The sequence below is a fragment of the Flavobacterium succinicans genome (assembly GCF_001662485.1).
Taxonomy (GTDB): Bacteria; Bacteroidota; Bacteroidia; order Flavobacteriales; family Flavobacteriaceae; genus Flavobacterium; species Flavobacterium succinicans_A.
This window is the reverse complement of sequence record NZ_JMTM01000006.1, coordinates 27,711-42,401: the sequence shown is the minus strand read 5'-3', so window position 1 is coordinate 42,401 and position 14,691 is coordinate 27,711. Positions and strand designations below refer to the sequence as shown.

General features: G+C 36.5%; 14 protein-coding genes. 6 read left to right on the top strand and 8 right to left on the bottom strand.

Annotated features, from left to right (window positions below):
• The first annotated feature begins 126 nt into the window (after nucleotides 1-126).
• A complete protein-coding gene (locus tag FLB_RS00740) occupies nucleotides 127-672 on the top strand; it encodes an RBBP9/YdeN family alpha/beta hydrolase (protein WP_064714057.1) in 546 nt (181 codons plus the stop codon).
• Here the strand turns inward: FLB_RS00740 and FLB_RS00735 are convergent.
• From FLB_RS00735 to FLB_RS00700, 8 genes are all read right to left on the bottom strand, one after another.
• Nucleotides 669-1,022 (bottom strand): tRNA-binding protein, encoded by a 354-nt coding sequence (locus FLB_RS00735; RefSeq protein ID WP_064714056.1) that lies wholly within the window; start codon nucleotides 1,020-1,022, stop codon nucleotides 669-671. The two genes, FLB_RS00740 and FLB_RS00735, sit on opposite strands and share 4 nt — an antisense overlap.
• 96 nt (nucleotides 1,023-1,118) lie before the next feature.
• Nucleotides 1,119-2,051, bottom strand: coding sequence for a peptidylprolyl isomerase (locus FLB_RS00730; protein WP_064714055.1), 933 nt, complete (start codon nucleotides 2,049-2,051; stop codon nucleotides 1,119-1,121).
• 71 nt (nucleotides 2,052-2,122) lie between these two features.
• Complete coding sequence (locus FLB_RS00725; RefSeq protein WP_064714054.1) at nucleotides 2,123-2,473, bottom strand: cupin domain-containing protein; 351 nt, start codon at nucleotides 2,471-2,473, stop codon at nucleotides 2,123-2,125.
• Between the two features lie 18 nt (nucleotides 2,474-2,491).
• Nucleotides 2,492-2,950, bottom strand: a complete 459-nt coding sequence (locus FLB_RS00720; protein ID WP_064714053.1) for a hypothetical protein — start codon at nucleotides 2,948-2,950, stop codon at nucleotides 2,492-2,494.
• Between the two features lie 62 nt (nucleotides 2,951-3,012).
• Nucleotides 3,013-3,732 (bottom strand): hypothetical protein, encoded by a 720-nt coding sequence (locus tag FLB_RS00715; protein ID WP_064714052.1) that lies wholly within the window; start codon nucleotides 3,730-3,732, stop codon nucleotides 3,013-3,015.
• A 151-nt stretch (nucleotides 3,733-3,883) separates the two neighbouring features.
• The gene (locus FLB_RS00710) at nucleotides 3,884-4,450 is read right to left on the bottom strand and encodes a PepSY domain-containing protein (protein ID WP_064714051.1); all 567 of its coding nucleotides are present in this window, start codon (nucleotides 4,448-4,450) and stop codon (nucleotides 3,884-3,886) included.
• Between the two features lie 40 nt (nucleotides 4,451-4,490).
• Nucleotides 4,491-5,285, bottom strand: coding sequence for a polysaccharide deacetylase family protein (locus FLB_RS00705; RefSeq protein ID WP_064714050.1), 795 nt, complete (start codon nucleotides 5,283-5,285; stop codon nucleotides 4,491-4,493).
• Nucleotides 5,286-5,455: 170 nt separating this feature from the next.
• Nucleotides 5,456-7,579 (bottom strand): M3 family metallopeptidase, encoded by a 2,124-nt coding sequence (locus tag FLB_RS00700; protein ID WP_064714049.1) that lies wholly within the window; start codon nucleotides 7,577-7,579, stop codon nucleotides 5,456-5,458.
• Between the two features lie 189 nt (nucleotides 7,580-7,768).
• On the opposite strand from FLB_RS00700, the gene FLB_RS00695 reads away from it, so the two are divergent.
• The 5 genes from FLB_RS00695 to FLB_RS00675 all read left to right on the top strand — a co-directional run bounded on the left by FLB_RS00695 (nucleotide 7,769) and on the right by FLB_RS00675 (nucleotide 14,688).
• Complete coding sequence (locus tag FLB_RS00695) at nucleotides 7,769-8,212, top strand: DUF1569 domain-containing protein (RefSeq protein WP_064714048.1); 444 nt, start codon at nucleotides 7,769-7,771, stop codon at nucleotides 8,210-8,212.
• Between the two features lie 229 nt (nucleotides 8,213-8,441).
• Nucleotides 8,442-9,119 carry a tRNA (guanosine(37)-N1)-methyltransferase TrmD gene (trmD, locus tag FLB_RS00690; RefSeq protein ID WP_064714047.1) on the top strand — a complete coding sequence of 226 codons (678 nt, stop codon included), beginning with the start codon at nucleotides 8,442-8,444 and terminating at the stop codon, nucleotides 9,117-9,119.
• Between the two features lie 186 nt (nucleotides 9,120-9,305).
• Nucleotides 9,306-9,656, top strand: coding sequence for a 50S ribosomal protein L19 (gene rplS, locus FLB_RS00685; RefSeq protein WP_064714046.1), 351 nt, complete (start codon nucleotides 9,306-9,308; stop codon nucleotides 9,654-9,656).
• Nucleotides 9,657-9,922: 266 nt separating this feature from the next.
• Nucleotides 9,923-12,145, top strand: coding sequence for an NADP-dependent isocitrate dehydrogenase (locus tag FLB_RS00680; RefSeq protein WP_064714045.1), 2,223 nt, complete (start codon nucleotides 9,923-9,925; stop codon nucleotides 12,143-12,145).
• A 170-nt stretch (nucleotides 12,146-12,315) separates the two neighbouring features.
• Nucleotides 12,316-14,688, top strand: coding sequence for a TonB-dependent receptor (locus tag FLB_RS00675; RefSeq protein ID WP_064714044.1), 2,373 nt, complete (start codon nucleotides 12,316-12,318; stop codon nucleotides 14,686-14,688).
• The last annotated feature ends 3 nt before the right edge of the window (nucleotides 14,689-14,691 follow it).

Sequence of the window (14,691 nt, the reverse complement as noted above, 5' to 3'; positions counted from 1 at the left end):
AATAAAAGTCTAAAAATCATATATTTATGGAATAAAAAATAATCCTCGAAAACCACTAATTGGCTTTCACCATTTTTTGGCAAAAAAAAATTTTGAAAAGAAGAATAGAACAATATTAAAAAGACAATGAACCCAAAAATTCTCATTATTCCTGGATTAGGCGACTCAGGAACTAAACATTGGCAAAACTTTTGGCTGCATCACTTCCCGAATACCATCAAAGTAACCCACGACAACTGGGACCAACCTTTACTCAGTGACTGGCTCAAACGTTTAGATGAAACCATTGAAACCCTTCAAGAACCTACCATTTTGGTAGCGCATAGTTTAGGCACCATCTTAGTCGCACATTGGGCAAAAAATAACCATAATGCCTACATCAGAGGAGCAATATTAGTTGCACCCGCTGATGTTGACTCCCATGTACACACTCCAGAATGCATTTGGAATTTTGCTCCAATTCCCTTGCATTCACTGCCATTTCCATCAATCGTAATTGGAAGCGAAAACGACCCTTACATGACGTTGGAAAGAGCTCGAGAATTGGCCAAAAACTGGGGAAGTGACTTCATAAATATTGGCAAAAAAGGACATATCAATTCCGAAATGAATCTGGGTCTTTGGGAAGAAGGACAAACAATTTTAAAACTTTTGATCCAAAAGATAAACTAAGCGATTCTTAATCCGTTTTCAATTGTAAAATCAGGAGACAACAAAACCACATCACCCTGCTCACCAACTGCGCCAAGCACCAAACATTCGCTCATAAACTTACCTATTTGCTTTTTCGGAAAATTAACTACCGCTACAATTTGACGACCAATTAAAACTTCTTTGGAATATCGTTGCGTAATTTGAGCAGAAGATTTTCTAATACCTATAATAGTACCAAAATCAATAGTGAGTTGATAAGCAGGTTTTCTGGCCTCAGGAAAATCATTAACTTCTAAGATAGTTCCTACTCGCATCTCAACTCTTTCGAATTCTTCCCAATTCAGAGAAGCTGTATTTTCTATGTTCATAAAAAATGTATTTAGTTTCTTATTCAATACTACAAAAAAAATCCCAAAACAGCTAATTAGACTGTTTTGGGATCTATAAATCGAATACCGTTTTTTTTATTTCACATCCATTAATTCCACATCAAAAATCAAAGTAGCGTGTGGTGGAATAACTCCTCCTGCTCCACTTGGGCCATAAGCCAAATCTGATGGGATTACAAAACGGGCTTTATCTCCTACTTGCAACAAAGCAATACCTTCGTCCCAACCTTCAATCACTTGACCTTGTCCTAAACGAAATTCGATTGGTTTTTTTCTTGGGTAAGAAGAATCAAATACTTTTCCGTTTTCAAGAGAACCTTCATAATGCACAGCAACTGTTTTACCGTTTTCTGCTTTTTTACCAGAACCTCTTTGAATAAATTGGTAACGTAATCCACTTTCTGTTTTTTCAAAACCAGCAGCCAATTGTTCCATTTTTGCTTCTGCTTCCGCTTTCAAAGCTGCTTCTCTTTTCATTCTAGCACCTCTTAAACCGATAAAAGCCTCGATAGCATTCCAGTTTTGCGCTTCTTCACCAACACGAATAATTTCTAAAGTCTCCAATTGGTCTCCTTGTGCAATAGCATCTACAACCTCTTGTCCTTCGATTACGTGTCCGAAAACAGTGTGTTTGTTATCCAACCAGCTAGTTGGAACGTGTGTAATAAAAAACTGGGATCCATTAGTTCCAGGTCCAGCATTAGCCATAGACAAAACCCCTGGGCGATCGTGTTTTAGAGAAGGATGAAACTCATCATCAAATTTGTAACCTGGATCTCCTGTTCCTGTACCTTTTGGACATCCCCCTTGAATCATAAAATCAGGAATTACTCTGTGAAAAGATAAACCATCATAGTATTTTACACCTTGAGGCTTTACTTTGTTTTCCATATTTCCTTCAGCCAAAGCCACGAAATTCCCAACAGTTCCTGGAGTCAAATCGTGCGTCAATTTTACCAAAATCGATCCTTTTGAGGTATTGAATTTAGCGTATATTCCGTTTTCCATGATAAATTATTTTTATTGAGGCGCAAATTTACGAAAATAAATGCGATATCAATTTTTGCTTATTATTAATTTTATTGGCTCATAAAATCCTCACGCATGGGACTAAAAACATCAACCAGAAGACCTGCCTCTAAACAAACTACACCATGAATAGCATGCGGCGGAATATAAAAACTATCGCCAGCTTTTAGCGTTTGAGTTTCACCATCAATAGTTACCTCAAAAATCCCTTCTGCTATATAAGTAACTTGAGTATGATAGTGCTCATGAAGTACACCAACAGCTCCTTTTTCAAATTTTACATTGACGAGCATTACCCGTTCGTCATAAGCCATTATCTGCCGCTGAATTCCCTCTCCTACATTTTCCCATTCTTGCTCTTTGGCTAAAAGAAATTTAGCGCTAGTTGTTGACTGCTTCATTTTTTATTTTAAGATAAATTATTTCTGGGTTCTTGCTTTTCCATCAGCAGAAATCGCAAAACTAGAACTACGAGTAAGCGTTTTAATATAGGTCGTTTTTCTGAATCGTAGAGCACTCCAATCTTCATCAACAGCAACCATACGAACGGGTTCAAAACCTAAATTTCCTAAAACTGCCCAGCCATTATCTCTATTAAATTCGCATTTATATTTTTTGGAAGTCCCTTTTGGATAACAAAACCAAACAATAGCATCTCCGTTAATTTTTGGAAAAAGTGTCGTAATCGCTGTTTCTATTTCTTGCAATTGCGTGACAAAAACCATAACAAAATCAATAGTTGTTATTTCATTTTCGTTGTTATAAAAAACAGTTTCATTTGCCATTGCCTCTTTTTCTGAGACAAAAGATGTTGGGGCATTCAGAACTAAAATTGCTTTATGATTTTTAAAATTTAATTTTTTGAATAATGGAGTCATTTCATTTTTATTTACTAAACAATACTACACTTTTTTAATTGAATAGAAGAAAAAAATTAAGACTAAAACTTAGCTTTAGAAATCAAATAGTTTTTCACAAATTCATCAAAAGTAGGCAAGTTTTTATCTTCATAAACCAAAATAAATTGCTTGAATTGCATATAACCATAAGTATACGGATTTTGAGAAGCTTGCTGGTAATTAGCCTTAAAATAAGCTTCTATAGTCATTCCTTCCGGAATTGGATTAGGTAGTTTTGCCCACATTTTTTTGGCATAGCGATAACATTGTTCCAGTTCTTTTTTCTTCCCTTGTTTTTTCCACCAAAGCATAGCAACAACATTTGCAAAATACTCACTTTCATAAGAGCCGAGCACATTCCCTTCTATCTTATGTTGCAAGGCATGTCCTAGCTCATGCGGCAAATAAAATCCGTTAAAAAACAATCCAAAAACTTCCTTACCCTCTACTTCTCCCCCAGCAACTTCATAGAAAAAAGCTTTTTGTTCGGGAATTACTTGCTCCCATAAAGGCAAATTGGCTGTTTTTTGTTTACCATCATCATCATAATAAATAAGATAAGGCGTGGTATTCAATCTAGTTTTCAGAGTTAACACCAATGTTGGTTTGACATTGGCAATGTCCTTAATAAACGTTGATGAAATCTGATTGGCTTGTTTGACCAAAGCGGTCGAATCAGCAAAAGTGGAAAACCATTCTTTTTGCGCGAAAGTTAGTTGAGACAAAAAGAGCAAAACGAAAACTACCCATCCTTTTTTCATATTTTTATTTGTTAAAATTATAGTGATTAATAAGGGCTTAGAGTGTGTTATTCGCATTTACAAATAAAACACAACCGATTAAAAAAACAACAACTTAACAAAACTACAAAACAAAATTGATTTGGATTAATAAAGTAGTTTCAAATTAAAGCTAAGCAACACGCATTCGTTTAGGCCCATACCAAAGCCAAAAACCAGTGATGGTAAAAACCAAAAGATCTAGTCCCATTACAGTGGTATAAATCAATTTAAAAATCCCATTTCCCGTTTCGAAATACGCATCTAGATAGGAACCATCGTGAATGTTTTCGACAAAATCAGCATTTCGACGTTCTAGATGCAAAAGTTCTCCAGTAGCTCCATCCAATTGAACGCCCCAATAGTCTTCCTCAAAAACAAACTTCACCATCCCTTTATCGGGACGAATGTCAATTCTATTCAATGCTAAAGAAACATTAGGTGAGACTTCCTTTTGCAAATAATAACAGGCTTTTTGTTGTAAACTATCCACAGGGAGCCATTGCCTCAAATCGGTTGTGGTTCCTTTGCGCGAATCAGCCAATAGTAAGCCACCGCTATTCTTTTTCCACCCTAAAAGCAATCCAGTTATGGATATAATGAAAAAGAAAATAAATAAAAAAGCGCCCGTGGTTCGGTGCACTTTTCTAAATACTCTCAATGTTTTAGCCTGACTTTTTCTTTTATTACTTTCGATCATACATTTAACTATTAAACAGACAAGAAACTACTTTAAAAATTTATTTGCTCTTTTTGATATAATTGGCCACCTCAACCATAGTAGCAACCCAAATATCTTTTTCTCTTTTTTTAAGATAGACCAATACTTTTTGATGCTCTTCCGCAGAGACATTAAGTCCGTGTTCCCCTCCAACACCGTGAAATAGAAGTACAGCAAACGAACCTGACTTTTCTGCAGCTTCTATTTGCGCAATCATTTGCACAGCAGTAGATTCGCTTTGTCCAAAACAATTGATATTTGCTAAATCAACTTGTTGTTTTTGCAACAACCCCGATTCGACTCCTCTCGCTGCCACAAAATCTTCTTTTAGCAAATCATAAAAATAAACATCTCCTATTTTACGATCCCCGCACGGATAAGCAAAAGTGCGCTCTTTTTTGCCGTCGATGGCTTCTAAAAGTGTGTTGGTAACTTTGATCTCATTGATGGCTCGAGTTACTGAAAATTTAGACAAATCGTCTTCGGGAGTAACGAAATCTCTTCCTGCAAAAGTCCCATCACAAGGATGATTTAAGGTGTGATTACCTAGTTCATGCCCTTTTTTAGCAGCCGCACGCCATTCGTTCAAACGTTTTGAGACTACTGGCGATGATCCAATTAAATAAAAAGTCCCTTTAAACTTGAAAGCATCCAACGCTGGAATCACCTTATCTAAATGCACATTCAAGGCATCATCATAAGTTAGTACAACCGCACACTTTTTGCCATTCCATTGTCTTGATGTTGTTTGAGCCAAAGCCTCAAAAGAGAGTACTAGAATACAACCCAACACCACTATTTTATAAAAATTCATAATGCTTTTTTTGAATAATAAATAGTTTCAACCAAGAAACTTGTTGAGTAAATGTATTCAAAATTCTTTTATTCAAAGAGAAAAAAGTCAACATAGAAAGCATAAACACTAAAAAAAATGACATCCTTTCGAATGTCATTTTTAAGTCTTAGTAATACATTACCAGTAAACTATTTAGTTAATCCTGCATTTTTTAAATACGGTTCAATCTTCATGTCGTGACCGATGAATTCTTTGAAAGCTTTATTCAAATCTACACTGTTCCCTACAGACAAGATGTATTTCACAAAACGATCACAATTTTTTCGGGTCATTCCACCATTAGCTTCAAACCAATCGTAAGCATTATAATCTAAAGTTTTAGACCAAGTGTAAGCATAGTATCCTGCAGAGTAACCACCTCCCCAAATGTGAGCAAAGTAAGGAGAATGATAACGAGTAGGCACTTCATTCACTAACAAACCATATTTTTGCAAAGCCTCTTTTTCAAAATCTAAAGTAGGTTTAAAATCCGACTCTTTTTCTACACTATGCCAAGCCATATCTAGTGTTGCGGCAGCCAACAATTCGGTTACCACATACCCTTTATTGAAGGTGTCTGCTTTTTTAATTTTGTCTATTAACTCTTGAGGAATAGCTTGTTTGGTTTGATAATGCACGGCGTAATTTTTCAAAACCGTTGGGTCTAAAGCAGCGTGTTCGTTGATTTGCGACGGAAACTCTACATAATCTCTCGGTACAGCCGTTCCAGAAAGTGTTACATATTTTTGGTTGGCAAACAATCCGTGTAAGGTGTGTCCAAACTCGTGAAATAATGTCGTTACATCATCAAAACTGATTAAAGATGGATTACCATTAACTGGTTTTGCAAAATTGTACACATTGACAATGACTGGTTTTTGGTTTAAATAATGCGATTGATTCACCAAATTACTCATCCAAGCGCCTCCGTTTTTATTGTCTCTCGCATAAAAATCCAAATAGTAAATCGCGATTGAAGTCCCTTTATCATTGAAAACCTCATACACTTTTACATCAGAATTGTACACTGGTAAATCGTTTCTTTCTTTGAAAGTCAGCCCATACATTTGTTTTGCTGCAAAAAAGACTCCTTTTTCCAGCACCGATCCGATTTCAAAATACGGTTTGATTTGACTTTCGTCCAAATCGTATTTGGCTTTACGCACTTGCTCAGAATAGTAATCCCAATCCCAAGGTTCTAATTTAAAACCTCCATTTTGGGCATCAATTAAGGCTTGAATGTCTTTGGCTTCTTCATTGGCTTTGGCTACTGCTGGTTTTGCAATTTTGGCTAACAAATCCATTGCAGGCGCTGGCGTTTGTGCCATTTGATCTTGTAATTTCCACTCAGCAAAACTCTTTTTACCCATCAATTTGGCTTTTTGCAAACGCAATTTGGCCATTTTTTCAAGGGTTTCGCGAGTATCGCCTTCATCTCCTTTTTCGGCACGATACCAAGAAGCTTTGAAAACCTTCTCTCTAGAGGCACGATTGGTCAAACTCATCAAAACAGGTTGTTGTGTGGTATTGATAATCGCAATCATATATTTTCCATCTTGTCCAGCCGCAGTAGCATTGGCTTTGGCAGCTGCAATTTCATCAGGTGTTAAACCTGCCAAATCTGAGGCTGCATCAAAAAACACGGCAGCATTTTTACGAGCAGTTAATAATTTATTGCTGTATAAAGTACTCAATGTAGCCAACTCTTCGTTGATTTTTTTCATTTTTTCTTTATCGGCTTCCGAAAGATTAGCTCCTGCTAATTCGAATTGTTGCAAGTAATATTCGGTTAGTTTTTTATCTTCTCCCTTCAAACTCGACAATGGAATGCATTTGATGCGGTTATACAATTTACTGTTCAAGTAAATTTTGTCGTTATGCGCCGAAAAAATTGGTGCATATTCTGCTTCAATCGCCTGAAGTGTTGGATTAGTATTAGACCCCGAAAGATTATAAAAAACTCCAGTTGCTCTACCTAAATCTACACCACAAGTTTCTAGCGCTAAAACGGTATTCTCGAATGTCGGTTTTGCCGTATTATTCGTGATTTTCTCGATTTCCTCATCGTGTACTTTTAAACCATAGTCAAAAGCAGGTTTAAAATGTTCGTCTTTAATTTTATCAAAAGGTGGCGTTTGGTACTGTAAAGTACTGCGTTGCAAAAGAGGATTGTTCATAGGAGCAGTAGTATTTTGGGCATTAACGTTCTCTACTAGCAGCGTACTGAACAACAAAAGACAGCCTGCGCTAGCTATTTTTGAAAAAGAATTCATATTGAAAAATTTACAAATTATTAGGTTTTAAAAGTACTAAAAAAAACAGTATTGCAGACAAAAGTTCCTTTTATTAAGAAAACAACAACAGCAATTAAGATGTTGAATAAAAACAACTGAATAACAATAAAACAACCAGAATTTAGAGCGAAAACATTACTTTTGATACTACCTAAAAATGAATACATTATGGCTTCTATTTACGACACTTCAGACAACACTCAGTTAATCAATAGGATTCAGAAATTAAACGCCTCCTCTACTCCACTTTGGGGCAAAATGAGTGTAGATCAAATGTGTGAACACTGTATTGCTGTCATAAATGTAGCGTTTGCGAAACAAGATTTAACAATTAGTTTCCCTATGCGTTTGCTGGGACGATTATTGAAAAACAAAGCCTTTAACAGTGACTTTGGAAAGAATAGTCCCACGGCAAAAGAATTCCGTATCACTGCTCATTCAGATTTTGAAAAAAGTCAAGCACAACTTATAGATTGTGTTCAAGAATTTGCCAAAGGAACTTCGGTCATTACGGTAATGTATCATCCGTTTTGGGGAAAGATGAGTTATGAAGATTGGGACAAACTGATGTACAGACATTTGGATCATCATTTGAGACAGTTTGGGGTGTAACTGAAAAGTGTCTTGATTTGCAGGGATTGCGTGAGGGATAGCAGCGGCATCCTCTTGGGGCGGGGTTCGCCCCAAGAGATATAGCGGATAGCCCGACCCCGAGGAGCAGGGACTTTTGGTTGTGCAAAGTCGTGTACCTCGGGGTCACGCCCAAATAACTATTAGGATACATCACTTGATTCGTGTCCTTTAATTTAATTTGTACCTTTGCACGATATAAAATACTACAATGAGAATTGATATTATTACCGTTTTGCCTGAATTATTGAGAAGTCCTTTTGAGGCTTCGATTATGAAACGTGCTATCGACAAGGGGTTGGTGGAAGTGCATTTTCACAACTTGAGAGACTACACGACCAACAAACAAAAAAGTGTAGACGATTATCCTTTTGGCGGAGGCGCGGGTATGGTGATGACAGTACAACCCATTGATGCTTGTATCACGCATTTGAAGAGCGAGAGAACCTACGACGAGATCATTTATATGTCGCCCGACGGAGACACGCTGAACCAAAAAATGGCCAATACGATGTCGATGTATGAAAACATTATCATTTTGTGTGGGCATTATAAAGGAGTGGATCAGCGGGTAAGAGATCATTTTATTACCAAAGAAATTTCTATTGGCGATTATGTTTTGTCTGGAGGCGAATTGGGCGCTTTGGTTTTGTGTGATGCCTTGATTCGACTGATTCCAGGGGTTTTGAGTGACGAAACCTCAGCTTTGACCGATAGTTTTCAGGATGGATTATTGTCGGGTCCAATTTATACGAGACCTGCCGATTACAAAGGCTGGAAAGTTCCTGATGTTTTATTGAGTGGCCATTTTGCAAAAATTGACAAATGGAGAGAAGACATGGCTTATGAGCACACCAAAAATAGGAGACCCGATTTGTTGGAGGAATAAAACTCTAATAATCAACATTTAAATTCCAAATCCCAAAAATAAAAAACAATTTTATTTACCCATAAAAAAAATTGGAATTTGGATTTTAAATATTCTTTTTTTGTTTACATTTGCACCCACATTAGACCAACCTCTGGCGAGAACCGTGAATGTTGCTCTATTTTAAACCATACTTAAACATTTATCATGGCAGATTTATTGAAATTCGTTCAAGACGAGTTTGTTACAAGAAAAGATTTCCCTGAATTCGGAGCTGGAGATACTATCACAGTTTACTACGAAATTAAAGAGGGTGAAAAAACAAGAACTCAGTTTTTTAAAGGAGTAGTGATTCAAAGAAGAGGTTCAGGAAACACTGAAACTTTTACTATTCGTAAAATGTCAGGAGCTATTGGAGTAGAGCGTATCTTCCCAGTTAACTTACCTGCTTTACAAAAAGTTGAAATCAACAAAAAAGGTGCAGTTCGTAGAGCTAGAATTTTCTACTTTAGAGAACTTACTGGTAAGAAAGCAAAAATCAAAGACAAAAGAAGATAATCTTTTTTCTTTCAAATATAAAAGTCCCGATGATTCGGGACTTTTTTTTTGGCAGTATATCGTCAAAAAAATTATTATTTTAAAGGTTTTTCCCCATTAAAAATAACGATTTCGCAATATCACAAGAAGCCCAAGAATTATGATATTTTTATAGCAAAATCAGGGAATAATTACATTCGATTTACATATATTTGTCCGCCTTATTTTTTGCACAATTCGCAAACTAAGACGTACATCTAAGTGATTTCGATTAAAAAAATAGAAAAATGACACAAAAATCAAAAATTTTTTACACCCTTACAGATGAAGCGCCATTGTTGGCTACTTACTCTTTTTTACCAATTGTTCAAGCATTTACTGCCACATCGGATATAGAAATTGAAACAAGAGATATTTCGCTGGCTGGAAGAATTTTAGCCAATTTTCCAGAATTTTTAAAAGAAGATCAAAAGACAAGTGATGCCTTATTAGAATTAGGGAAACTAGCCACTACTCCAGAGGCTAACATTATTAAATTACCAAACGTTTCTGCATCTGTACCGCAATTAAAAGCGGCTATTGCAGAACTTCAAGCACACGGTTACGCCGTACCTGATTTCCCAGAAGACCCACAAACTGAAGAAGAAAAAAACAATAAAGCTAAATACGCAAAAGTATTAGGTTCTGCTGTGAATCCTGTTTTGCGTGAAGGTAACTCTGATCGTAGAGCACCAAAAGCTGTTAAGAATTACGCCAAAGCCAATCCACATTCTATGGGAGCTTGGTCTTCTGAATCTAAAACACACGTGGCTTCAATGGAACAAGGCGATTTTTACGGAAGTGAGCAATCAGTTACTGTTAGTGAAGGAACTGATGTAAAAATTGAATTCGTAGGAACAGACGGAACCACAACAGTTCTTAAAGCAAGTACACCGTTGAAAGCAGGCGAAATCATCGACAGTTCTGTAATGAATATTGCTGCTCTAAAAAGTTTTGTAGCCAAAACGATTGAAGAAGCAAAAGCACAAAATATTTTATTATCTGTTCACTTAAAAGCTACCATGATGAAGGTGTCTGACCCTATCATTTTTGGAGCCATAGTTGAAGTGTATTTTGCCGCTGTTTTTGAAAAATATACAACGCTTTTCAATGAATTAAATATTGACACTCGTAACGGTTTAGGTGACGTTTACGCAAAAATAGCCGGACATCCACAACAAGCGGAAGTAGAAGCAGCTATTGATGCCGCAATTGCTAATGGACCTGCTTTGGCAATGGTGAATTCTGATAAAGGAATCACCAACCTTCACGTACCATCTGATGTAATTGTAGATGCTTCTATGCCTGCAATGATTCGTACTTCTGGACAAATGTGGAATAAAGAAGGAAAAGCTCAAGATACTGTAGCCATCATTCCAGACCGTTGCTACGCTGGTGTATATACTGCAACCATTGATTTTTGTAAAAAACACGGTGCTTTTGTACCGACTACAATGGGAAGTGTACCTAACGTTGGTCTTATGGCTCAAAAAGCTGAAGAATATGGTTCACACGATAAAACTTTCCAAATTCAAGGTGAAGGCGTTGTTCGTGTTGTAAATACAGAAGGCACCGTATTGATGGAACAAAAAGTGGCTAAAAATGATATTTTCAGAATGTGTCAAGCCAAAGATGCTCCAATTCAAGACTGGGTAAAACTAGCCGTAAACAGAGCACGTCTATCAGCTACTCCAGCGGTTTTCTGGTTGGACAGCAACAGAGCGCACGACAGCCAATTGATTGTAAAAGTTGAAAAATATTTAAAAGATCACGATACAACAGGGTTAGACATTCGTATTTTAAGCCCTATCGAAGCGACTAATTTCACCTTAGAGCGCATCATCAAAGGCTTAGATACTATCTCTGTAACTGGAAATGTATTGCGTGATTACTTAACCGATTTATTCCCAATCTTAGAAGTAGGAACTTCGGCCAAAATGCTTTCTATCGTTCCATTGATGAATGGTGGTGGTTTATTTGAAACTGGTGCAGGAGGTTCTGCTCCAAAACACGTAGAGCAATTTATTGAAGAAGGCTACTTACGTTGGGATTCCTTAGGTGAATTTTTGGCTTTGGGCGCTTCATTAGAACATTTGGGACAAACCCTAAACAATTCAAAAGCGATTGTTTTAGCAGAAGCCTTGGATGTAGCTACTGAAAAATTCTTAGCAAATGACAAATCGCCTTCGAGAAAAGTAGGCGGAATTGACAATAGAGGCTCTCATTTCTACTTGGCAATGTACTGGGCTGAAGCTTTAGCCGCTCAAGATAAAGATGCTGATTTAAAAGCAATTTTCTCACCTATTGCAGCTGAATTTATTGCTAACGAAGCACAAATCAACAGCGAACTAATTGGCGCTCAAGGAAAACCTCAAACTATCGGAGGATACTACCAACCAAATCCAGAGTTAACGAGTAAAGCGATGCGACCAAGTACTACTTTCAATACGATCTTAGCAAAAATCGCATAGTTTTAGAAATAAATATACTTGCAAAAAAGACAACTTATAACGGTTGTCTTTTTTTGTTAACCAATCATTAACATTTGTGCTGTAGCAAATAACTTAAAAAATCGTCTACTTTGTAGTTCTAAAACTAACCTATGAAAAATTACTACATAACCGTTTGTGTTATACTATGTATGTTGTTTAGCCAATTTTTTTTGGCACAAGAAAAAAGTAATATTCCTTTATCTAAAGAAAAATTTACGTTAAGCGGTACCATTACCGACCAAAACAGTAATGAAACGCTAATTGGTGTCAATATTGTTTTTCCTGAATTAAAAACAGGTGTAACCACCAATGAATATGGTTTTTACTCTATCACATTGCCCAAAGGAAAACACCAAGTTCAAATCTCTTATTTGGGCTACAAAACGATAAATGAAACCATCGAATTGACGCAAAACACCAAATACAACTGGCCTTTATCCAATGAAGACAACGTGCTCAAAGAAGTCATCATCACAGACGACAGAACCAAAACCGACATTAGAAAGCCCGAAATGAGTGTCAATAAACTCTCGATTTCGGCCATTAAAAAAATGCCTGTGGTTTTAGGAGAAGTTGATGTTTTAAAATCAATTTTATTACTCCCTGGAGTAACCAATGCTGGCGAAGGTGCTTCTGGATTTAACGTACGTGGTGGTGGAGCGGATCAAAACTTGATTTTGTTGGACGAAGCTACTATTTTTAACTCTTCGCACGTTTTTGGTTTTTTCTCTGTTTTTAATCCCGATGCCATCAAAGATATTCGACTTTACAAAGGTGGAATTCCTTCACGATTTGGAGGAAGAGCTTCTTCAGTTTTAGATATTTATCAAAAAGACGGAAGCAGCAAAAAATTTCACATGAATGGAGGTATTGGTTTAATATCAAGTCGCCTTTTAGCGGAAGGGCCTCTGGTAAAAAACAAAGGTTCCTTCTTGATTGGTGGTCGTGCTTCTTACGCTCATTTATTTTTAAAATTATCCCCTGAACAAAAAGATAATGCCGCTTATTTTTATGATTTAAATGCAAAATTCAGTTATAAATTAACCGAAAATGACAATTTATACCTGTCAGGTTATTTTGGCCGTGACGTTTTTAGTATCAACAAAAGTTTCACCAACATCTATGGCAATTCAACCCTAAACTTGCGTTGGAATCATTTGTACTCTGACAAACTATTCTCCAATCTTTCCTTAATTTACAGTGATTACTATTATGGATTAGACTTAGATTTTGTAGGATTCAAATGGGATTCGGGTATCAAAAATTATAATATCAAATACGATTTCAAAAGTTACTTAACGGACTCGTTCAAATTGAATTACGGACTGAACGCCATATACTACGATTTCAATCCAGGAACTATAGTTCCTTCCAATAGCACTTCTGGAATCAACTCCGATCAATTGGATAAAAAGTATGCTTTTGAACCTTCGCTCTACATCAGTGCCGATCATGATTTAAGTAAAAAACTAAGCGTGTCTTATGGTTTACGTTACAGTTTATTTTATCGATTAGGACAATCAACAGTAAATATCTATGCGAATGACAATCCTGTTCTTTTCAATAGTGACCTAAAATTGTATGAAAAAGCAACACCAATAGACACTAAATTCTATGGCAAAAACGATGTCATTCAAAGTTTTGACAACTTCGAACCTCGATTTTCTACAGCCTACCAACTGAATGAAAATCAATCGATCAAAGCAAGTTACAACCGCATGGTGCAATACTTACAATTGGTTTCGAATACCTCATCACCTACTCCACTCGATGTTTGGACACCTAGTGATAATTTCATCAAACCTCAAATTGCTGACCAAGTAGCATTGGGATATTTCAAAAACTTCAGTGACGGAATGTACTCTTTAGAAGTAGAAACTTATTATAAAAAAATCAAAAACCGTATCGATTACATTGATGGTGCCGAATTAATTGCTAACAAAGCTTTGGAACAAGTCATTTTGAACGGACAAATGAGAGCGTATGGACTAGAAATTATGCTAAAGAAAAATGAAGGCAAACTCAACGGTTGGATTTCTTATACTTTATCAAGATCAGAACAACGTACTCCAGGTAGAACATCACTCGAAACAGGAATCAATAATGGTCAATGGTATAAATCTGTTTATGATAAGTTACACAATTTAGCTGTGACCAGTTCCTACACTTTAAATGAAAAATGGAGCTTTGGAGCTAATTTTGCTTTACAAAGCGGACAGCCCGTTACCTATCCAGAAGGACAATATGACTATCTTGGCATGACGGTTCCTAGTTATGGATTGCGCAACGAAAACCGTTTGCCAGCTTATCATCATTTAGACATAGCCGCAACATTGACGCCACGGAAAAACAACAATCGCAACTACAAAACACAATGGGTTTTTAGCATTTACAACCTTTACAATAGACGAAATGCTGCCTCAATCAACTTTAGACAAAATGTAGACACCGGCAACAATGAAGCGGTAAGAACCTCTATTTTCGGAATGGTTCCTGCTGTGAGTTATAATTTTAAATTTTAAGCA